This window comes from Microbispora sp. H10830 (assembly GCF_014161375.1).
GTDB classification, from domain to species: Bacteria; Actinomycetota; Actinomycetes; order Streptosporangiales; family Streptosporangiaceae; genus Microbispora; species Microbispora catharanthi.
Genome location: NZ_JABBWX010000009.1, coordinates 94,170 through 114,597 on the forward strand (window position 1 = coordinate 94,170; position 20,428 = coordinate 114,597).

The following is a 20,428-nucleotide window of genomic DNA, read 5'->3' on the forward strand; positions in this document are numbered from 1 at the left end:
GGTGTCCGCGCCCCCGGTAGAAGGTCCGACGGCCGGAGTATCCTGGCTCCCGGATCGGCGCTTCCCTCAGCCTTCCCGCCCATGCGGGGCAGTGGCGTGGGTGAAGGTCGCTCCCCGGTGACAGTGGCGGGACCGCGCCGGATTCACACCGGCTTCCTCCGCGTCCGTCGCTTGCGGTGGTCAACCTACACCTTCGTGCCGGATGTCCCGCAAGTGTGCCGCTATGTGCGTTTCAGTGTGGCGATCATGTAGAACGGCTCGTTCTTCGTCACGGTGTTCTCGCCGTGCCCGTTGTAGTCGAAGGTCATCGTCCCATTGTCGTGGACGGTGAGGTAGATCGTGCCGTTGCGCACGCAGTTGCCCCGCATCGACACCCGCTTCAGCCGTACGGTCGTCCCGCTGACCACCTGGAGTTCGGACCTGCCCACGCACCGGTAGTCGACGAACTGCTCGGTGACGGTGTCGCCGCCCTTCGGCACGGTCAGCACGAGCGTGTCGTACGCCCCGGGCTCGTAGTCCACCCTGCCGCGCCACACGCCCGCGAAGCGAGCCGTGAAGCGCAGGGGCACGCGCGCGGCGGGCGTCGGTGTCGGCGTCGGTGTCGGTGTCGGCGTGGGTGCCCGTGTGGGTGTTCCTGTGAGTGCCGTGGTGGGTGAGGGGGCCGGAGTGACGGCGGCAGCCGTGTGCCGTGCGTCACCGTCGGCGACGCCTTCGGACGGGAGCACGGACAGCAGCACGGCCCCCGTCGTCGCGGCCGCGAGCGTGACCGCCGCCCCCGCGAGCAGTCCACGGCGGCGGCCGGAGCCCCGCCGTGAGGGGATGGTGTCCGGTTCCGGATGAACGGGATGCCCCGCGGTGGTGAGCACGCCCGGGATGTCTCCGGTGGTCCCCTCCGGCACCGCGGCGAGCAGTCGCATCGTGATGTCGAGGATGCCCGGGCGCTCCGCGGGGTTCTTGCGCAGGGCCAGCGCGACGATGGAGCGCAACGGCTCTTCCAGGTCGCCGAGGTCGGGCTCCTTGGTGAGCACGCGGTTCAGCACGGCCGGAAGCGCGTCGTCGCCGAACGGCGGCCTGCCGGTGGCGGCGAACACCATCACGCCGCCCCACGCGAACACGTCCCAGGCGGGCGCGGGCGGCTCGCCGGCGATCTGCTCGGGCGCCATGTAGGCGGGCGTGCCGACGGTGCCACCGGTCGCCGTGGTCGCGCCGAGACGGCGGGCGACCCCGAAGTCGACGACCCTCGGACCGTCGGGCCCCAGCAGCACGTTGGCGGGTTTGAAGTCGCGGTGGACGATCCCGGCCTGGTGCACGGCGGCGAGTGCGGTCGCGGTCGCGACGGCCAGCCGGTGCAGGGCGGGCCCGGACCGCCGCCCCGCGTGCTGCAGCGTGGGGCCCTCCACGTACTCGCTCACGACGTAGGGCCGCGGGCCGTCCAGGTCGAAGTCGAGCACCCGAGCCACGCAGAACGGCGCGACCCGCCGCGCGGCGGCGATCTCCCGCGCGAAGCGGCGGCGGGCGTCCTCGTCCCCCGGCCGGCCCCCGTACGCCGGCTCGTGCAGCAGTTTGACCGCCACCGGCGCGCCCTCGGCCGTACGGCCGAGGTAGACCACCCCCTGGCCGCCCGCGCCGAGGCGGCCCTCCAGCCGATAGCCGCCGATCTCGGCCGGATCTCCCGTGAGCAACGGCCCCACCGCAGGCATGCAGCCCTCCTCGGCCCGTTTTCCCCTCACCTTAGATGAACGGAACGCTGGTGCTTCTCGATCATGCTTGTCATGATGCCGGGATGAACGTGGTGAGGCCCGGATGGTGAGGCCCGGATGCTGAGGCCCGGATGCTGAGAGTGGTGCGCGCGCGGCTGCCGCTGGTGGTCCGGCGCGCGCTGGCCGAGCCCCTGCTGCTGGCCTCCGCGTTCGGCTCCATCCTGCTCGCCACCACGGCGATCTCGGCTCTCCTGCTGTACGCGGGGTCGGCGACCCAGGCGGGTGTGCGGCGGGCCCTGGAGACGGCGCCGCTCGCCGCCACCGCCACCGTCGTCACCTCCTCGGTCACCGCCGGGGACTTCGCCGCGGCCGACCGGGCCGTCCGCGCGGGGATCGCCCACGCCCACGGTGAGGTGCCCATTCGGGTCACCGTGCGCGTCGAGTCCGCCTCCTACGCACTCAAGGGGCAGGATCGCGGCGATCAGCCCGTCCTGACCCGGTTCGCCGCGTACGAGGGGCTGGACCGCCAGGCGGACCTGGTGAGCGGACACTGGCCCGCCGAGACGAAGACGGCGATGGTGGAAGTGGCACTGTCCGAGCCGGCCGCGCGGGCGACGGGAGTCGCGGCCGGCGACCAGTTCACCGTCGTCGGACGCCTGGACGGAAAACCGGCCCGCGTGCGCGTCACCGGCGTCTTCCGGCTGCGCGACCCCGACGATCCGCGCTGGAAGGGGGAGGAACTGCTGCGCTACGGCACGCAAACCGGCGACTTCACCTCCCGCGGACCCCTGGTCGTGCCCACCGGCACCTTCCTCGACCGCTTCGCGACCGGCGTCTCGGCCCGCTGGCTCGCCGAACCCGACCTGCGCCGGCTTTCCCCCGACCGCCTGCGGCCGTTCTCGGCGTCGGTCGCCGGGACCTCGGCGGCCGTGCTCTCCGGCTGCCCCCGGTGCACGGTCACCGAGACGCTGTCCGGCACGCTGCTGCGGCTCGACCGCGGCGCCCTGGTCGCCCGCTCGACCATGCTGGTGCCGGTGCTCCAACTGCTGGTGCTGAGCGCGTACGCGCTGGCGCTGACCGCGCGGCTGCTCGCCGAGCACCGCCGGATGGAGACGGCCCTGCTGCGATCGAGGGGCGGCGGGTCGCCGCGGCTCGCCGCCATGGCGGCGGGGGAGGCGCTGCTGATCGCGCTGCCCTGCGCGCCCGCGGCGCCGTTCCTCGCGCCCGTCCTCCTGCGGCTGGTGAGCGCGTTCCCCTGGATCGAGGCGACCGGTGTGGAGCCGCCCCGGGCGCCTGACGGATCCACGTTCGCGGTCGCGGCGGCGGTCGCGCTCGCCTGCGCCGCCATGCTGGCGGCCCCGCCCCTGCTCGCCGCCCGCCGCACGTACGTCGAGGAGCAGGCGGCGCGCGGGCGCGCCGACCGGCCGGGCCTGGTCCAGCGGGCCGGGGCCGACGTGGCGCTGCTCGTCCTGGCGGCGCTCGCCGTCTGGCGCCTGCGCGGCCAGGACGCGCCGGAGACGACGCGACTCGGCGGCGAGCTCGGGCTCGACCCGCTGGTCGGGGCGGGACCGGCGCTCGCCCTGCTCTGCGGGGGGATGGCCGCCCTGCGGCTGGTGCCCGCCGTCGCCAGGGTCGCCGAGCGGGCGACGCGGCGCCGCCCCGGGTTCGGGCCGGCCATCGCCGCCCGGCAGGTGAGCCGGCGCCCGGCTCGCTATTCGGGCCCGGCGCTGCTGCTGACGATGGCGATGGCGATCGGCGTGCTGTCCCTGACCACCGCCGCGACCTGGCGGGGCGCCCAGGAGGACCGGGCCCGGCATCTCGCCGGCGCCGGCCTGCGTGTCCCCGCCCTTCCGGGGGACGACGCGCGAACCTTCACCTCGCTGCCGGGAGTCGCGGCCGCCGTGCCCGCGCATCGCGCCAGGGTCGTCGCGGACGGCGCGGACGCCACCCTGATCGCCGCGGACGCGGCACACCTGGGCCGTGTCCTGCTGCTGCGCCCCGACCTGTCGGAGCTGTCGCCGGCCACGCTGGCGTCCCGGATCGCCGGGTCCGGCGGACAGCCGCTTCCGGTCGTGGTGACCCCCGGCCTGGCGGACACCGTACGGATCACGGCCGGCACGGCGGCGATCCCGATCAAAGTGGTGGGCGTCGTCGCGGCGATGCCCGGCACGCCGGAGGGCACCCCGGCCCTGCTCGCCGATCTTTCGGCACTGCGGGCGGCGGGCGCGAAGGGAGCGGAGTGGCCGGTGACGGAGTGGTGGCTGGCCGCCGACGGGCACGACACCACGCGGGCCGCCGTACTGGCCGCCTCTGGGCGAGGCCGCGGGGACGTCCTCGACGTGGCCGCGCTCACCGCCGGTTATCGGGACGACCCCACGGCGGCAGGCCTGCAGGGCGCGCTGCTGCTCGGTTTCGCGGCGGCGCTGGCGTTCGCCGTGCTGGGCTTCCTGGTCAACGCGGCGGTCTCGGCGCGCGAGCGCAGAGGCGAGTTCGCCGTGCTCGGCGCGCTCGGCGTGAGCTTCCGGCAGACGCTCGGCCTGCTCGCCGTCGAGCAGTCGTTCGTGGTCGGGCTGTCGCTGGCCGGCGGAGTGGCGCTCGCCGTGGCCGTCTCCGCCGCGGTGGTGCCGCCGATGGTGACCGCCGGATACGCGACCGGGGGCGGGCTGCCGGTGCTGCTCCACGTTCCTTGGCCTCAGGTGGCGGCGCTGGCCGTCGCGGTCCTCGTGGTGCTTCTCGTGATCGTGGCGGGGCTCGCGCGGTCGCTGCACCGCCGTGAGCCGGCCGCCGTGCTTCGTGCGGGGGAGGCGTCGTGATCCGCCTTCTGGGTGTGCACAGGGGAGTGGCGGCACTGCTGGCCACGCTGGTGTTCGGCGCCGCCCTGGTCGTCTCGGCCCTGCCTCGGATGGTCGAGTCCTCCCTCGACGCGGCGGCCAGGTCGGTCATCGGCTCCGCCCCGCCCGCCACGGCCTCGCTGGCGGTCCAGTTCACTCGGCGCTTCGACCTGACGCCCATGCGGACGACGGCCGAGGCGGCCAGGGCGGACACCGCCTGGCGCGCGCTGCTCCCCCCGGCGCTGCGGGAGGTCGCCGACCCCGCCCCGCTCATCGAGATCACAGCCCCGCCGATGCTCATCAACGAGCGGGCGCACCGGTATCTCACGTTGAAGTGGGTGTCCGGGGCGGACCGGCGGGTGCGGTACGTCGAGGGCGGCCCCCCGGGCCCCCGCTCGGGCACCCGCTTCGAGGTGGCCGTGCCCGCGGTCGCCGCCACGGAGATGTCGATCAGAACGGGCGACACGGTCCGCCTCGGCGAGTTGACCGCGAAGGTCACCGGCCTGTTCGAGCCGGCGCGTCCCGCCGACCGGTTCTGGGCACTCGAGCCGGAACTCACCTACGTCATCCACCAGCGCGTGCCGCTCGCCATCGAGGACGATCTGATCGTCACCGCGCTCACCGACGGCGACAGCCTCGCGGGCGCCGAACTGCCGATGGTCTTCCGATGGCTCGTCACCCCGGCGCCGGACCGCGTCACCGCGGGCAACGCGGCGGCCGTGCTCGCCGCGACGGAGGAGTTCGGCCGCCGCCTGGGCAGGCAGGACCTCGAAGTGGCCCTGTCGACCGGGTTCGACCGCATGCTGCAGGAGTACCTGGACCGGCTGGCCGTCACGCGCGCGCTGATCACGATGTTCCTGAGCGGGCTGGCCGTCGTCTGCCTGGGCACCACGGCCCTGGCCGTGCTGCTGCTCGCCCAGCGGGTGCACGGCGACCTGCTGCTGATGCGCGCCCGAGGCGCGTCCCTGGTCCAGGTCGTGGGCGCCTGCGGGGGAGCGGTCGCGCTCGCGGCGGTGCCGGCGGCCGCGGCGGGCCAGGTGGCCGCGGGCCTCGTGCCGGGCGCCCCGACGGCGGTCGCGCGGCTGGGACCGGCCGCGCTGGCGGCGGGGACCGTCGCGATCGCCTGCGTCGCCGTCGCGCTGCGCCAGTCCCCAGGACGGCAGTCTGCACGACGGCGGGGGCAAGGACGGCTGACCCAAGGACGACTGACAGGGAGCGCGGCCCGCCGGATCGTGATGGAGATCCTGGTGCTCGTGGTCGCCGTGGCGAGCCTCCATCTCCTGCGCACCCACGGTCTCGGCACCGGCGACGCGTTCCTCGCGCCGGCGCCCGTGCTGCTGGCGCTGGCCGCCGCCCTGGCGGTGCTGCGCGCCGGCCCTGCTCTGATCCACCTGGCCTTCCGGGCCGCCGCCCGGCGCACCGCCGCCGTGCCGTTCCTCGGGCTCGCCGCCGCCCGGGCCGTGCCGGGCGCCGCGCTGCCGGTGCTCACGCTGCTGCCGGCCGTCGCACTGGCGGCGTACGGAATGGTCACCGCCGGAGGGCTGGAGGAGGCCCAGCGGCAGGCGGCGTGGGAGCGGACCGGCGCCGAGATCAGGGTGGAGCGTGAGCAGGGCATCCCCCCGGAGACGCTGGAGCAGATCACGCACGCGCCTGGCGTCCGGGCCGTCGTCCCGGCCGCGGTCGGGACGACGGTCGCCGAGGTGGGCTTCGGCGGGCGGCCGGCCACGGTCGTCGCGGTCGACCTCGACGCCTACCGCCGGCTGGCCGCGGGCAGCCCGCTCCACCTGCCTGCGCCGGGGACCGGTGCGCTGGTCTCGCCCGACCTGTCCGCCATGCGGAGCTTCGAGATCGGCTGGCCCGCGCAGATGACGGTCACCCCGGCGGGGACCGTCGACGCGATGCCGGGGGTGCGGGCGGGCGACGGCGCTCTCATCGTCCTCCCCGCGGCTCCCGAGCACGTCAACACGCTGCTGATCGCGGGAGACGCCGGCGCGGTCAGGCCGCTGCTGCCGTCCGGCGCGCGCATGTCCACCGTGGCGGGCGCGCTCGCCGACATCACCGGCACGCCGCTGACGGCGGCGCTGACCGCCGCGCTGCGGGTCGCCGCCGCGGCGCTGGCCGCGTACGCGCTGGCGGCCGTCGCGATCGCCCTGACCGGAGGCGCGGCTCGGCGGGCGGAGGACCTCGCCCTGCTGCGCGCCCTCGGCCTCACCCGCAGGCAGGCCGGCCTGATCACCGTCCTGGAGGCGGCCCCGCTGCTCGTCCTGACCGCCGTCGCCGGGCTGGCGGCCGGTCTCGCCATGCCCGCGCTGCTCGGGCCGGGAATCGACCTGTCGGCGTACGCGGGCGGGCGCCACGGCGCCCTGGCGGCCGCCGCGCTCCTGCCCGTCCTGCCCTGTGTCGTGGCCGGTGCTCTGGCCGCCGGGGTCGCCGCCGTCGCCCTCGCGGGCGCCTACCTGGGAGGAAGCCGTGGACACGCTGGCTGACCTGGAGGCCCGGGCCACGCGGGGCGGTCCCGCGTTCGGCGCGGACGCTCACATCCTGTGCGACAACCTCGTGCGGATCTACAAGACCGAGGGCTCCGCCGCGGTCGAGGTGGTCGCCCTGCAGGGTCTCGACCTGCTCATCGGCCGGGGTGAGCTGGTGGCGATCGTCGGGGCCTCGGGATCGGGCAAGTCGACGCTGCTCAACATCCTGTCGGGGCTCGACGTGCCCACGGCCGGGCTGGCCCGGGTCGCCGGGACCGACCTGCTGTCCATGACTCCGCGCGACCGTCTCCGCTACCGGCGGTCGGTCGTGGGCTTCGTCTGGCAGCAGACCACCCGCAACCTGCTGCCGTACCTCACCGCGCGGGAGAACGTCATGCTCCCCATGCGGCTGGCGGGCGGCGCGTCCCGCCGGGCCAGGTCGTCCCGTACGGACGAGCTGCTGGAGCTGACGGGGATGGCGGACCGCGCGGACCGGCGGCCCGGGGAGATGTCCGGCGGCGAGCAGCAGCGGGTGGCCGTCGCCGTCGCCCTGGCCAACGCGCCCGAGGTGGTGCTCGCCGACGAGCCCACCGGCGAGCTGGACAGCGAGAGCGCCGAGACGGTCTTCGGCGTGCTGCGCCACGCCAACCGCGAGCTCGGCGTCACGACCGTCGTCGTGACGCACGACCCGATGGTGTCGGAGCAGGTCGACCGGACCATCGGCATCCGGGACGGCCGCACCTCCAGCGAGACGTTCCGCCGCACCTCCTCCGACGGGAGGGTGGTCGCCGAGGAGTACGCCGTGCTGGACCGGGCCGGGCGGCTGCAACTGCCGAGGGAGTTCATCAGCGCCCTGTCGATGGAGCACCGGGTGCGCCTGGAGCTCGAACGCGACCACATCGGGGTCTGGCCGTCGGCCACCGGCGACGACACAGAGGAAGAGACGAATGAGTGAGCCGCTGGTCGTCGTCGAGGGCCTGCGCAAGACCTATCCCAAGGGCGTGCGCGCCCTGAGAGGGGTCTCCTTCGAGGCTCAGCCCGGCGAGCTGGTCGCGATCCGCGGGCGTTCAGGCGCCGGCAAGACGACGCTGCTCAACCTGGTCGGCGGCCTGGACCGGCCCGACGAGGGGCGGGTGCGGGTGGCCGGGCAGCCGGTGCCGGAGCTGCCCGAGGAGGGCCTGCTGCGGCTGCGCCGCGACGTCGTCGGGTTCGTCTTCCAGTCGTTCCGGCTGATCCCGGTGCTGTCGGCCGCCGAGAACGTGGGCGTGCCGCTGCGGCTGGCGCGGGTTCCCGCCAAGGACAGGGAGGAGCGGGTCAAGATGCTGCTGTCCCTGGTCGGGCTGTCCGATCAGGCCGAGCAGCGGCCCTATGAGCTGTCGGGCGGCCAGCAGCAGCGCGTGGCCATCGCCAGGGCCCTGGCCAACCGGCCCCGCCTGCTGCTCGCCGACGAGCCGACCGGTCAGCTCGACTCCCAGACCGCCCGCCAGATCATGGAACTGCTCCGGGTGCTCGTCCGGGGCGAGGGAGTCACCGCGCTGGTGGCCACGCACGACGCGGGTCTCGTCGGCCTGGCCGACCGCGTCCTTGAGCTCAAGGACGGCGAGTTCCTCACCTAGTCAGGTCCAGGGGAGGGCGGCGCGGCGGGCCCAGTAGGTCTCGGCGTCCTCCGCCAGATCGGCGAGCGCCACCTCGGCCGCGTCGTCCCAGGTGACGGCGAGCGCCGCCAGGTTCTCGGCGAGCTGGGTGGTCGTGGCCGCGCCGCTCAGCACGACCCCCGCCCACGGGCGGGCGAGCACGGCGGCGAGTGCCAGGGCGTCGGGGGTGACGCCGCGTTCGCGTGCGGCGAGCGCCAGGGCCGGCGGCGCGCCGCGGGCGGTCAGCCTGCCGTTGGCCACGCCCTCCTTGACGATCACGCCAAGGCCGGCCGCGTGCGCCCGGGCCAGGGCCTCACCCGCCGAGCGCTCCAGCAGGTTCCACGTCGACTGGACCGTGTCGAAGAGCCCGGTCGCGACCGCCCTGTCGATCGTCGCGGCCTGGCGGGGGCCGGTGGTGGACAGGCCCACGCCGACGCCCTCGGCGCGCAGGGCGCGCAGCGCGCCGAGCACCTTCTCGTCGTCGAGCACCCCGCTCTCGACCGTGGCGGAATGGATCTGGTAGAGCGACAGATGCTCGCCGAGCAGCTCCCGGGTCTCGCCGAGCTGGCGGCGCAGCCGCGCGGCCGACAGGTCCTTCTCCTCGTGGCGGTCGGCGTCCATGCGCCAGCCGCCGACATACTCGTACCCCCACTTCGACCCGACCTCGACCTCGCCGGGCCGGATGCCCCGGTCGGCCAGCCAGCCCGCGAGGAACTCCTCCGCCAGGCCGTAGGAGCGGGCCACGTCGTAGTAGCGCACGCCCGCCGCCCGGGCGGCGTCCAGCACCTCCCAGGTGCGCGCCCGCATCGCCGCCACGTCGCGGTCGCCGCCGAGGTCCTCGTCCCGGCCGAGCGTGATGTACGCGGGGCGGCCGATCGCGGCGAGCCCGAGACCCATCTCCTGCACCCATTTCCGCATGGGGCACCAGGCTAGGGGATGTCGAGCGATCCGGAGGGGCGCGCCGCCGGTCTGGACTGAGGAGCGAGTGGGGAGCGAGGGACGAGCGACTCCGAGCGACGAGGGAAGACGGCGGGTGTGAGCGCCCCGATGGTGAGTGGGAAGCACGTGTGGTGAGGAGGCGGCCGGGGTATGCCGACAACTCCAGCCGGCCTGTGGGGTCCACTCGAGCCCGAGGTGGTGGGAGCGTGACGGAACCGGTTGCAGAGGGAGTGCGGACGACGGCGGACGTGCTCGCCCGGACGCGCGACCTGGTGGAGCCCGCCCTGCGTCGTGCGGTCGACACCCTGCCGCCGTCGATGCGACGGATGGCGGGATACCACTTCGGATGGTGGGACGCGCGGGAGCGGCCGGTGCGGGCGGGCGGCGGCAAGGCCCTTCGGCCCGCGTTCACGCTCCTGGCGGCCGAGGGCGCCGGGGGAGACGTGGACACGGCACTGCCGGCCGCGGTCGCGGTCGAGCTGGTGCACAACTTCTCCCTCGTCCACGACGACGTGATGGACGGCGACGCGGTCCGCCGCCACCGCGCCACGGTGTGGAACGTCTTCGGGCGCTCCGAGGCGATCCTGGCCGGCGACTCCCTGCTGGCGCTGGCCTTCGCCGTGCTCGCCGGGGGAGGCCGGGCCGCCGACAGCACACGCACGCTGGCCCGGTGCGTCCAGTCGCTGCTGGACGGCCAGAGCGCCGACCTCGGCTTCGAGGAGCGCGCGGACGTGAGCCTGGGTGAGTGCGTACGCATGGCGGAGGGCAAGACGGGCGCGCTGTTCGGCTGCGCCTGCGCCCTCGGCGCGCTGCAGGCTGCCGGATTCCCGGGGGGAGCCACCACCGAGCAGGTGGCCTTCCTGCGGGTGTTCGGCGAGCGCGTGGGGCTGGCATTCCAGATCGTCGACGACCTGCTGGGCATCTGGGGCGACCCGGCCGTCACCGGCAAACCCGTCCACTCCGACCTGCGCAACCGGAAGAAGTCCCTGCCGGTCGTCGCCGCGCTGACGTCGGGCACGCCGGCCGGCGGCGCGCTCGCCATGCTGTACCGCCGCCCGCTCGCGCAGGCCGACCTCGCACGGGCGGCGCGGCTGGTGGACGAGGCGGGCGGCCGGGCGTGGAGCCTCGCCAGGGTGGACGACCTGCTGTCCGAGGCGCTGGAGGCGCTGCGGTCGGCGGAGCTGGCGCCGGGGCCGGCGGCGGGTCTGGAGGCCCTGGCCCGCCTGGCCGCCGACCGCGACCGCTAACCGTCCGCCGCCCCCACCCCGTTCACTCCGTTACCTCGTTCACCTCGTCGGCCCCGGCCGCCGCGGTGAGCTCGCGCAGCGTCCGCGCGAGCGTACGGCGACTGTCCGGCGGCAGATGGCGCAGCGCGGCGGCGATGTGCCCGCGGCGGGCCGCGCGGATCCGTTCGAGCGACCTCCTGCCGGCGTCGGTGACGTCGATGCTGACCTCACGCCGGCTATGCGGGGACAGCAGGCGCGTCAGCAGCCCGGCGGTGTGCAGGCGGGTCACCAGGCGGCCCGTGGCCGAGACCGACATGCCCAGCAGGGCGGCGAGCCCGCTCAGGTTCAGCGGGCCGTGCCGGTCGACCGCGAGCAGCACCCGCAACTGGGTGACCGACAGGTCGCTGCCGCGGACCACCGCGTTGAGGGTCATCTCCACCAGGGCGAGCGAGGCGTCCTCAACCGACCACGCGTCCTCATCCAGCGCGGGGTCCGTCTCTTCCGAAGCTCCGAAATCCAAGGCTCGGGACTGCAGGGCTCCGGTGCTCATCGCGCCCCCAGGACCCGCGCCGGGCCGGGCCTGCGCGAAGCGCGCCACTCCGGGTGATCGCCCAGCGGCGTGCCCCGCACCCCGGCCGCCAGCAACTCCGCGAGGTGGATCGCCTGGCGTCCCACCCCCGCCTGCTCGATCTGCGTACGGCAGCTGAAGCCGTCGGCGAGGACGACCGTGCGGGCGTCGGCGGCGCGGATGGCCGGCAGGATCTCGTGCTCCGCGCAGGTCATCGACACCTCCAGGTGGCCGGCGGTGAAGCCGAAGTTCCCAGCCAGGCCGCAGCAGCCGCCCACCGCCTCCACCCGCACGCCGGCGCGGGACAGCAGCGCCTGATCGGTCTCGAAGCCGAGCACCGAGTGGTGGTGGCAGTGCGGCTGGGCGACGGCGTCCCGGTCGATCCGGGGCGGATCCCACCCGTCGGTCGCGCTCAGCAGCTCGGCGAGGGTCCTGATCTGCTCGCGCAGCCGGGCGAAGTCCCGGTCGTGCGCGAACATCTCGGGCGCGTCGGCTCGGAACACCGCCATGCAGCTCGGCTCCAGCCCGACGATCGGGATGCCGCGGCGCAGCGCCGGGGCGAGCGTCCGCACGGTGCGGCGCAGCACCCGCCGCGCCACGCCGAGCTGGCCGGTCGATATCCACGTCAGGCCGCAGCACAGCGTGCGCGGCGGGATGAGCACGCGATAGCCCGCCGACTCCAGCACCTCGACGGCGGCGCCGCCGATGTGCGGGTGGAAGTTGTCGGTGAAGGTGTCCGGCCACAGCACCACGGGGCCCCGCTCGCCCCCGCCGCGCGTCCCGCGCCGCCGATACCAGTCGCTGAAGCGGACCCGCGCGAAGTCCGGCACCGGCCGGGCCGGTTCGAGCCCCGCCAGGCGCTTGGCGAGCCCGGACAGCACGGGCGCGTGCGCCAGCGCGTTGACCACGCCCGGAGCGAGCGCGGCGACGCGGGCCCACACCGGCAGCCACCCCATCGCGTAGTGGTCCATCGGCCTGATCCTGCGGGCGTAGTGGTGGGCGAGGAACTCGGCCTTGTACGTCGCCATGTCGACCTGCATCGGGCAGTCGTGCTTGCAGCCCTTGCAGGCCAGGCACAGGTCGAGGGCGTCGCGCACGGCGGTGGAGCGCCAGCCGTCCCGCACCGCGGAGTCGGCGTGGCCGTTCAGCATCTCGAACAGCAGCCGGGAGCGTCCGCGGGTGGAGTGCTCCTCCTCGCCCGTGGCCCGGTAGGACGGGCACATGACACCGCCGACGTGCTCACGGCACTTGCCGACCCCCACGCACCGCATGACGGCCCGCTGGAAGCTGCCCTCGTCGTCGGGGTAGCCGAAGTGCACGGGCGGGTCGGCCGGCGTCCACTCGGGGCCGAGCCGCAGGTTCTCGTCCAGCCCGTACGGCGCGACGACCTTGCCCGGGTTCATCCGGTCGCCGGGATCGAAGACGGCCTTGACCCGCTCGAAGGCGGTCATGACCGCGGGCCCGAACATCTTGGGCAGCAGCTCGCCCCTGGCCTGCCCGTCGCCGTGCTCACCCGACAGCGAGCCGCCGTAGGAGATGACGAGATCGGAGGCCCGTTCGAGGAAGGCCCGGAAGGCCGCCACTCCGTCGGCCGTCACCAGGTCGAACGGGATGCGGGTGTGCACGCAGCCCTGCCCGAAGTGCCCGTACAGGGAGGCGTCGCCGTAGCCGAACTCGTCGAACAGGCGGCGCAGGTCACGCAGGTAGCCGCCGAGCCTGTCCGGCGGCACGGCCGAGTCCTCGAAGCCCTCCCACGTCTCGCGCATGCCGGGCACGCGGGCGGTGGCGCCGAGCCCGGACTCGCGGACCTCCCACAGCTTCTTCTCGATCTTCGCGTCGTCGACGAAGGAGATGTGCGGCGCGTGCTCGCCGCCCTTCAGCTCGTGCAGCAGGTCACGTGCCTTGGCGTCCGCCTCCTTCTGGGAGTCGGCGCCGAAGGAGACCATGAGCCAGCCGCCGCCCTCCGGCAGCCGCTTGAGGGCGTCGGGATGCATGTGCTTGCGCCGCTCGAAGTCCACGAGCTTGTCGTCCACCCCCTCCAGCTGGAGCGGGCCGTAGCGGGCGATGCGCGGCACGGCGTCGGCGGCCACGTTGATGTCGTGGTAGCCGAGCAGGAGGAGGCACTCGGCCTTGGGCGCGGGCACCAGGCGCAGCTCGGCCCGCAGCACGGTGACCAGCGTGCCCTCCGACCCGACCAGCGCCCTGGCCAGGTCGAACCCGGCCTCGGGCAGGAGCTGGTCGAGGTTGTAGCCCGACACCCGGCGGGGGATGTCGGGGAAGCGGCGGCGGATCTCGTCGGCGTGCTCGTCCACGATCGCGCGCAGCTCGCGGTAGATCCGCGCCCTCGGCCCGCCCTCGGCGACGATCCGGTCGAACTCCTCGTCGCCGGTCGGCCCCACCCACATCCGCTGGCCGTCGTAGGTGAGGATCTCCAGCCGCGCGACGTTGTCGGCGGTCTTGCCGTACGCCTGGGCGGTCGAGCCGCACGAGTTGTTGCCGATCATGCCGCCGAGCGTGCACTGGGGGTGCGTGGACGGGCGCGGCCCGAACATCAGGCCGGTGTCGGCCAGCAGCCGGTTCAGCACGTCGAGCACGATGCCGGGCTCGACGACGCAGGTGCGCGCCGCGGCGTCCACCGACACCAGCCGATGGCAGTACTTGGACCAGTCGATGACGACGGCGGCGTTGCAGGTCTGACCGCCCAGGCTCGTCCCGCCGCCCCGTGAGGTGATGGGCGCGCCGTGCTCCCGGCAGACCGCGATCGCCTCGGCCGCCGCCTCCACCGTGCGCGGCACCACCACCCCGAGCGGCACCTGCCGGTAGTTCGATCCGTCCGTGGAGTAGGCCCCCCGGCTGCCCGGGTCGAACCTGACCTCGCCGTCCACCCGGGCGGCGAGGTCCCGCTCCAGGTCGCGCAGCCGCACGTACGGCCGGCGCGGCCGGGCGGTCACGGGCGCGGGTACGAGCACCTGATCCGTCATGGCGTCACCGCCCCAGTTGAGAGATCTTGTCCTTGAACAGCGTCGTCGCGATGGCGGCCTTGTGCGGCTGCCCCTTCAGGAACGCCTCGGCGAACTTGACCGCCTGGTCGCGGGCGACCTTGCCCGGCATGGGCGGCTCGTTCGGGTCGACGTCCACGTCCACGAGCGCCGGCCCCGGATGGGCGAGGGCCTGCCGTACGGCCTCGTCCACCTCGGCGGGGTCGGTGACCTTGCGGCCGTACCCGCCGCAGGAGCGCGCCCAGGCGGAGAAGTCGGAGGACGGCTCGCCGAACCTGACCCCGTGCTCGGGGTACCCCAGCACCATCTGCTCCCACAGGATCTGGCCGAGTGAGCCGTTGTTGTTCACCACCACCGTGATCGGCAGGCCCAGACGGGCCGCGGTGAGGAACTCGGCCATGAGCATTGCGAAGCCGCCGTCGCCGATGAACGCGATCACCTGCCGGTCGGGGTGGGCGAGCTGCGCCGCGATCGCGTACGGCAGGCCGGGGGCCATCGTGGCGAGGTTGCCCGACAGGTAGAACTCCCGGTCGCCGCGGATGGTCCAGTGCCGGGCGGCCCAGGTCGCGATCGTGCCGGAGTCGCAGGTGAGGATGGCGTCGTCGGAGGCGGCCCGGTCCACGCAGCCGATCAGGTACTGCGGGGCGATCGGGGCGCGCTCCGGATTCTCCAGAGCGGCCATGTTCTCCCGCCATTCGGCCATGGCCTTCTGGTACTTCTCCAGGTGCGCCCGGTCGTCGTTCCGGTGCAGCAGCGGCAGCAGCGCGGCCAGCCCCTCCTTGGCGTCCCCGATCATCGGCACCTCGGTCGGCATGCGCACGCCCGCCCGGGCGGGGTCGGCGTCGATCTGCACGACGCGGACCTTGCCGGGCTCCGGCAGGTGCTTGGTGTAGGGGAAGTTGGTGCCGACCATCAGCAGGGTGTCGCAGTCCTCGACCAGTTCCTCGCCCGGCTTCGTGCCGAGCAGGCCGATCCCGCCCACCGCGTACGGCGAGTCGTCGGGGATGACCGCCTTGCCGGGCAGCGTCTTGATCACGGGGGCGCCCAGCGCCTCGGCGACGGCCAGCACCTCCTCGCGGGCGTGCAGGGCGCCGGCCCCGGCCAGGATCGCGGGCCGCCGGGCCGCGTTGAGCACCTCGGCGGCGGCCCGCAGGTCCTCCTGGCGCGGCACGCCGGGCGGGGACAGGTAGACGGGGGCGGTCGCGGGGGGCCGTGCGGGGGCGACGTGCTGGTAGGGGTCGGCGTCGGCGGGGGCGACCTGGACGTCGTTGGGCAGGCACAGGTGGGCCACTCCGCGCCGCGCGTACGCCGTGCGGATCGCGATGTCCACCACTCCCGGCAGCTGGGCCGGGTTGTCCACCACGAGGTTGTATTCCGCGACGTCCTCGTACAGCCGGTCGAGGTGCACCTCCTGCTGGTAGCCGGTGCCCAGCACGCTGGTCTCCTGCATGCCCGTGATGGCCAGCACCGGCTGGTGGTCGAGCTTGGCGTCGTACAGGCCGTTGAGCAGGTGGATCCCGCCGGGGCCCGAGGTGGCCAGGCACACCCCGATGCGGCCGGTGGCCTTCGCGTGCGCGGCCGCCATGAACGCGGCCGCCTCCTCGTGATGCACCAGCACGAACCGGACACGGTCGGATTGGCGGCGCAGCCCTTCCATGATGCCGTTGATGCCGTCACCGGGAAGCCCGAAGACGGTGTCGACACCCCAGTCGGCGAGCCGTCTGATGAGTACTTCGGAGGCGATTTCCGTCATACGTGCCGCGCTGCCCCTGGAATGGGAAGCCGAACACTCACCGCATGGAAAATCTTTCCTCCGATCCAGAGTCCTGGGGGCACGCCCGGGTAGGGGGACGCCCGTGATCAGAGACCTCCACGTGTCGGCCTACCGCGTGCCGACCGACCGCCCGGAGGCCGACGGCACGCTGAGCTGGGACGCGACCACGATGGTGGTGGTCAGCGCGGACGCCGGCGAGGCGACCGGGCTCGGCTGGACCTACGCCCCGGCCGCCGCCGCGGCGGTCGTCACGGACCTGCTCGCGCCCGTGGTGCGCGGGGGCGACCCGTTGGACGTGCCGGGCCTGTGGACCGCGATGGTCCGCCGGGTGCGCAACGCGGGCCGCACGGGCGTCGCGGGGTATGCGATCTCCGCGGTCGACGTGGCGCTCTGGGACCTCAAGGCCCGGCTGCTCGGCGTGCCGCTCGCCCGCCTGTTCGGCCTCGCCAGGCAGTCCGTGCCCGTATACGGCTCGGGCGGGTTCACCACGTACGACGACGATGTCACGACGGCCCAGCTCGCGAACTGGGCGCACGAGCAGGGCATTCCCCGCGTCAAGATCAAGATTGGAGAGTCCGCGGGCACCGCGCCCGCACGCGATCTGCACCGCGTCGCGCTCGCCCGCCGCGTCATCGGGGACGCCGCCGAACTGTACGTGGACGCCAACGGCGGCTACAGCGCGAAGCAGGCCGTGCGGATGGAGCGCCGGATGCGCGACCACGACGTGCGATGGTTCGAGGAGCCGGTGTCCTCCGACGACCTGGCCGGGCTGCGCCTGGTGCGCGAGCGGGCCGACGCCGACGTCGCGGCCGGGGAGTACGGCGGCGATCTCGTCTACTTCACCCGCATGTGCGCGGCGGGCGCGGTCGACTGCCTGCAGATCGACGCGACCCGCTGCGGCGGCTACACGGGCTGGTCCGGCGCGGCCGCGATCGCCGCCGGGCACGGGCTGGAGGTGTCGGCCCACTGCGCGCCCAACCTGCACGCGCCGGTCGCCGCGGCGACCCCGAACCTGCGCCACATGGAGTGGTTCCACGACCATGTGCGGATCGAGGGCGACCTTTTCGACGGCGCGGCCGATCCCCGGGGCGGCGCCGTGCGCCCGCCGGGCGCGCCGGGCCACGGCCTGACGCTGCGCGCTGACGCCGCCGAGCCGTACCGGGTCGCGTAGGGCCCGAACCGGGCGGGCGCGGCGTGCCCGCCCGGTCACCGCGAGGGGCTCAGTTGAGGCGTTCGAGGTAACCGTTGTCGGCCAGCCAGCCGATCGACACCTCGCCGTCCGGGTTCGCCGGCGAGCCGGGGATGTACTTGGCGAGCGTGTGGAACTGCTCGCCCTGGCCGGGCATCTGGAACGCCGAGGCCGCCGGCCCCGCGTCCACGAGGAACGACCGGATCACCCGGTAGGCGTGGTAGTTGCACAGGTGCGGGTCGCCCGGGACGTTGTTGAGGTTGTTCGGCCGCAGCGACCGCTCGGGGAACGGCGTGCCGAACGGAGCGAGGAACGCGCCGCTCTCTCCGCCGAAGCGGTCCACCTTGTAGCCGAGCGGCAGCTGCGCCGTCCTGATGAGCGGGCGGCCGTTGGTGTATCCGCCGGAGTGCGCGAACCCGGAGTCCTGGGGGAAGCGGTAGGAATTGGCCGACGGGATGAAATAGCGCTCCAGGAAGCGCTCGGGGGAGAGGCCGCCATAGCGCACGTAGCCGTCCAGGATCTTGGCGACGAGGCCGGTGCGCGGCAGGACCACCGGGCCGAGGTTCGGGTCGCCGTTGACGAACGGCGGCCCGCAGACCTGGCCCGTCTTCGCGCCCAGCGTCTGGGGGTTGGAGGTCGCCGGGCCCTGCCCGGCAGGCGCGGTCGCGGCCTGAGCCGGGACACCGGTCAGGGCCGCCGTGGCGAGGGTGCAGGCGGCCACGAACAGCTTGCGAGAATGAACGCGCACGAATTCTCCTGAGATTACGCACACAGCATGCGATCTGGACATATGCGCATCAGGTCGATTTCTATGGGAATTGCTCGGCGAAGGGCGCCGAGAAATATCCGTGATCGCTCTGACGCGATGAATTCGTGCGTACCCGGCCCTTGTTCAGGGGCATCGCAAGGAGATCGCCGTAGCGATCAAAAACCCCGGACGGCAAGGCGAAACAAAGCCGACATGAGGCGATATAAGGAATCTAATTCGCGGCGGGGGCCTTCCAGAATGGCGCGAAAGAGGCGAGCGCCCTTTTCAGCCGTCCGGGTCGAGCGGGTCGTCGAGCAGACCGGCGTCGTGGACGAGCAGGGCGATCTGGACGCGGTTGTTGAGGCCGAGTTTGGCGAGGACGCTCGACACGTGCGTCTTGACGGTGGGAACGCTGAGGTGCAGCAGGGCACCGATCTCGGCGTTCGGCCTGCCCTGGCCGACCGCCACCGCGACCTCCCGTTCCCGGTCGTTCAGCCGTGCCAGGCGCTTCCGGGCGCGGGCCCGGCGCCGGTCCTGGCCGTCCTCGGCGACCCGGGCGATGAGCCGCCGGGTGACCGCCGGGGACAGGACCGGATGGCCGGCGGCCACCCGGCGGATCGCGGCCACGATCTCGTCCGGCGGGGTGTCCTTCAGCAGGAACCCGGCGGCCCCCGCGCGCAGGGCGCGCAGCACGTGCTCGTCGGCGTCGAAGGTGGTCAGCACGATCACCTCGGGCGCACCGTCACCGGCGCGCAGCGCCTCGGTGGCGGCCAGGCCGTCCATCACCGGCATCCGGATGTCCATCAGCACCACGTCGGGGCGGTGCCGGCCGGCCAGCGGCAGCACCTCGGCGCCGTCGCCGGCCTGGGCGAGCACGCGGATGTCCGGGGCGCCGCCGAGCATCATCACCAGGCCGGCCCTGACCAGGGGGTCGTCGTCGGCGATGAGCACGCCGATGGCGGAGTCGGGCATGGTCATGCCGGCCACGGTAGCCAGACCCGCACGCGCCAGCCACCCGGGCCCCCGTCGCCGCCCCCGTCCAGGGGTTCGTCCACGGGGCCGTGCTCCAGCCGTCCCCCTGCCAGCGTGACGCGCTCGGCCAGGCCGGCGAGGCCGTGGCCGCCTCCGCTCCCGGCATCCCGTGCGATGGGGGCAGGGGCGTCGTCGACCACCTCGACCGTCAGGCCCTCGCCGGGCGCACCCGCGACCCGTACGCGGACCCCGGCTCCCGGCGCGTGCTTGCGCGCGTTGGTGAGGGCCTCCTGCACGACCCGGTAGGCGGTGTGGCCCGTCCGGTCCGGGGCCGTCTCCCGCGAGCCGAGATCGTCGCACAGCTCCACCCGCATGCCGGCCCGGCCCGACTCCGCGACGAGCTCCCGCAGGTCGGCGAGGGTGGGCAGGCCGGGCCGCGTGGGCGCGGACGGTTCGCCGGCCGGGGCGCGCAGCACGCCGATCACCTCGCGCAGATCCTGCAGGGCCTGGTGGGCGCTCTCCCTGATCACCCGCGCCGCCCGGGCGACGTCGGCGGGGTCGGCGCCGGGATTGAACTCCAGCGCTCCCGCGTGCACGCTCAGCAGGGACAGCCGGTGGCCGAGCACGTCGTGGATCTCCCTGGCGATGGCGTCGCGGACCTGGTGCTGCGCCTGCTCGGCCCGCAGCCTCGCCTCGGTCTCCATCCGGGCCGCGCGGTCGCGCTGTGCCAGCACCAGCCGCCGCCGGTGGTGGACGAACAGCCCCCAGCCGGCCGCCGCGCCCTGCAGGGCCAGGCCCAGCGTGAACATCGCGAGCGGCGGCTCCGCCGGTTCCGGGCGCAGCCACGTGAAGACGATCGCGGCCGGCACGCTGAGGCCGAACACCGTGCCGCTGGTCCGCGGGCGGCGGTGGACCGCGACCGAGAAGAGCGCGGCCAGCATCGGGCCGGCGACCATCTCGAAGGCGGCCGACAGCGCGACGAGCGTCACCGCTAGCTCGACCGGCCACCGGCGGCGCAGCCACAACGCGGCGCAGCCGAGCGCGCCGGCGAACTGGTCGAGGGGGAACAGCCACGCCGGCGGCAGCGGCGCGGTGCCGAGGCGGTCCACCGACATGAAGAAGGTGAAGGCCACGACGAGCACGAACATCGCCGAGTCCACGAGCCAGTCGCGTCGGCTTCGCCGGTGCCGGGGGGCGGCGGGGGAATCCATATCCCCCGCAGCGTACGACCTCGCAGGAGGCCCGCCCACGGCTGAGCGGCGACGACCATACCGAAGTCGGGTGGCGTCCGACTTCGGTCGTACGGCATGCCGCACGCCGGCGACCTTCGCCGGCGGGGAGGATGCCGATGCCCGATCCCCGCCGGGCGGGCCGGTCCCT

At 74.3% G+C, this 20,428-nt stretch carries 14 protein-coding genes and 1 riboswitch; of the genes, 6 read left to right on the forward strand and 8 right to left on the reverse strand.

Translation table 11 applies throughout. The features are described 5' to 3' along the window. Positions 1–35: 35 nt before the first annotated feature. Positions 36–159, reverse strand: a riboswitch (cobalamin riboswitch). 62 nt (positions 160–221) lie between these two features. Beyond that, complete coding sequence (locus tag HHX35_RS22915; RefSeq protein WP_182900808.1) at positions 222–1,700, reverse strand: serine/threonine-protein kinase; 1,479 nt, start codon at positions 1,698–1,700, stop codon at positions 222–224. Between the two features lie 131 nt (positions 1,701–1,831). Between HHX35_RS22915 and HHX35_RS22920 the strand changes: the two genes are divergently transcribed. The 4 genes from HHX35_RS22920 to HHX35_RS22935 are packed head-to-tail and all read left to right on the forward strand — an operon-like array spanning position 1,832 to position 8,615. Next, the gene (locus HHX35_RS22920; protein ID WP_182900809.1) at positions 1,832–4,513 is read left to right on the forward strand and encodes an FtsX-like permease family protein; all 2,682 of its coding nucleotides are present in this window, start codon (positions 1,832–1,834) and stop codon (positions 4,511–4,513) included. After that, the gene (locus tag HHX35_RS22925; protein ID WP_182900810.1) at positions 4,510–7,017 is read left to right on the forward strand and encodes an FtsX-like permease family protein; all 2,508 of its coding nucleotides are present in this window, start codon (positions 4,510–4,512) and stop codon (positions 7,015–7,017) included. Before HHX35_RS22920 ends, HHX35_RS22925 begins: the two co-directional genes overlap by 4 nt. Beyond that, a complete protein-coding gene (locus tag HHX35_RS22930) occupies positions 7,001–7,954 on the forward strand; it encodes an ABC transporter ATP-binding protein (RefSeq protein WP_182900811.1) in 954 nt (317 codons plus the stop codon). Before HHX35_RS22925 ends, HHX35_RS22930 begins: the two co-directional genes overlap by 17 nt. Beyond that, positions 7,947–8,615 (forward strand): ABC transporter ATP-binding protein, encoded by a 669-nt coding sequence (locus HHX35_RS22935; protein WP_182900812.1) that lies wholly within the window; start codon positions 7,947–7,949, stop codon positions 8,613–8,615. Before HHX35_RS22930 ends, HHX35_RS22935 begins: the two co-directional genes overlap by 8 nt. On the opposite strand, the gene HHX35_RS22940 is transcribed toward HHX35_RS22935, so the two are convergent. Beyond that, positions 8,616–9,551, reverse strand: coding sequence for an aldo/keto reductase (locus HHX35_RS22940; protein WP_182900813.1), 936 nt, complete (start codon positions 9,549–9,551; stop codon positions 8,616–8,618). 227 nt (positions 9,552–9,778) lie between these two features. Here HHX35_RS22940 and HHX35_RS22945 point away from each other — a divergent pair, with 227 nt between their 5' ends. Further along, positions 9,779–10,819 carry a family 2 encapsulin nanocompartment cargo protein polyprenyl transferase gene (locus tag HHX35_RS22945; protein ID WP_310739238.1) on the forward strand — a complete coding sequence of 347 codons (1,041 nt, stop codon included), beginning with the start codon at positions 9,779–9,781 and terminating at the stop codon, positions 10,817–10,819. Positions 10,820–10,841: 22 nt separating this feature from the next. Here the strand turns inward: HHX35_RS22945 and HHX35_RS22950 are convergent, their stop codons facing one another. Genes HHX35_RS22950 through HHX35_RS22960 form a run of 3 tightly spaced genes read right to left on the reverse strand, consistent with a single transcriptional unit; the run spans position 10,842 to position 16,118 of the window. Beyond that, positions 10,842–11,318 carry a MarR family winged helix-turn-helix transcriptional regulator gene (locus HHX35_RS22950; RefSeq protein WP_182900814.1) on the reverse strand — a complete coding sequence of 159 codons (477 nt, stop codon included), beginning with the start codon at positions 11,316–11,318 and terminating at the stop codon, positions 10,842–10,844. A 26-nt stretch (positions 11,319–11,344) separates the two neighbouring features. Then, on the reverse strand, positions 11,345–14,347 hold the full coding sequence (locus HHX35_RS22955; protein WP_182900815.1) for an FAD-binding and (Fe-S)-binding domain-containing protein: 3,003 nt from the start codon (positions 14,345–14,347) through the stop codon (positions 11,345–11,347). A 4-nt stretch (positions 14,348–14,351) separates the two neighbouring features. Next, positions 14,352–16,118: a thiamine pyrophosphate-dependent enzyme gene (locus HHX35_RS22960; protein WP_182900816.1), complete on the reverse strand. Its 1,767-nt coding sequence runs from the start codon at positions 16,116–16,118 to the stop codon at positions 14,352–14,354. A gap of 103 nt (positions 16,119–16,221) precedes the next feature. Here HHX35_RS22960 and HHX35_RS22965 point away from each other — a divergent pair, with 103 nt between their 5' ends. After that, the gene (locus HHX35_RS22965) at positions 16,222–17,310 is read left to right on the forward strand and encodes an enolase C-terminal domain-like protein (protein ID WP_310739239.1); all 1,089 of its coding nucleotides are present in this window, start codon (positions 16,222–16,224) and stop codon (positions 17,308–17,310) included. A gap of 49 nt (positions 17,311–17,359) precedes the next feature. Here HHX35_RS22965 and HHX35_RS22970 read toward each other — a convergent pair whose 3' ends face one another. From HHX35_RS22970 to HHX35_RS22980, 3 genes are all read right to left on the reverse strand, one after another. Further along, positions 17,360–18,076, reverse strand: coding sequence for a TNT domain-containing protein (locus HHX35_RS22970; RefSeq protein WP_182900818.1), 717 nt, complete (start codon positions 18,074–18,076; stop codon positions 17,360–17,362). 285 nt (positions 18,077–18,361) lie between these two features. Beyond that, complete coding sequence (locus HHX35_RS22975) at positions 18,362–19,054, reverse strand: response regulator transcription factor (protein WP_182900819.1); 693 nt, start codon at positions 19,052–19,054, stop codon at positions 18,362–18,364. Further along, complete coding sequence (locus tag HHX35_RS22980; protein WP_182900820.1) at positions 19,051–20,259, reverse strand: sensor histidine kinase; 1,209 nt, start codon at positions 20,257–20,259, stop codon at positions 19,051–19,053. The genes HHX35_RS22975 and HHX35_RS22980 overlap by 4 nt, the downstream gene beginning before the upstream one ends. Between the last annotated feature and the right edge of the window lie 169 nt (positions 20,260–20,428).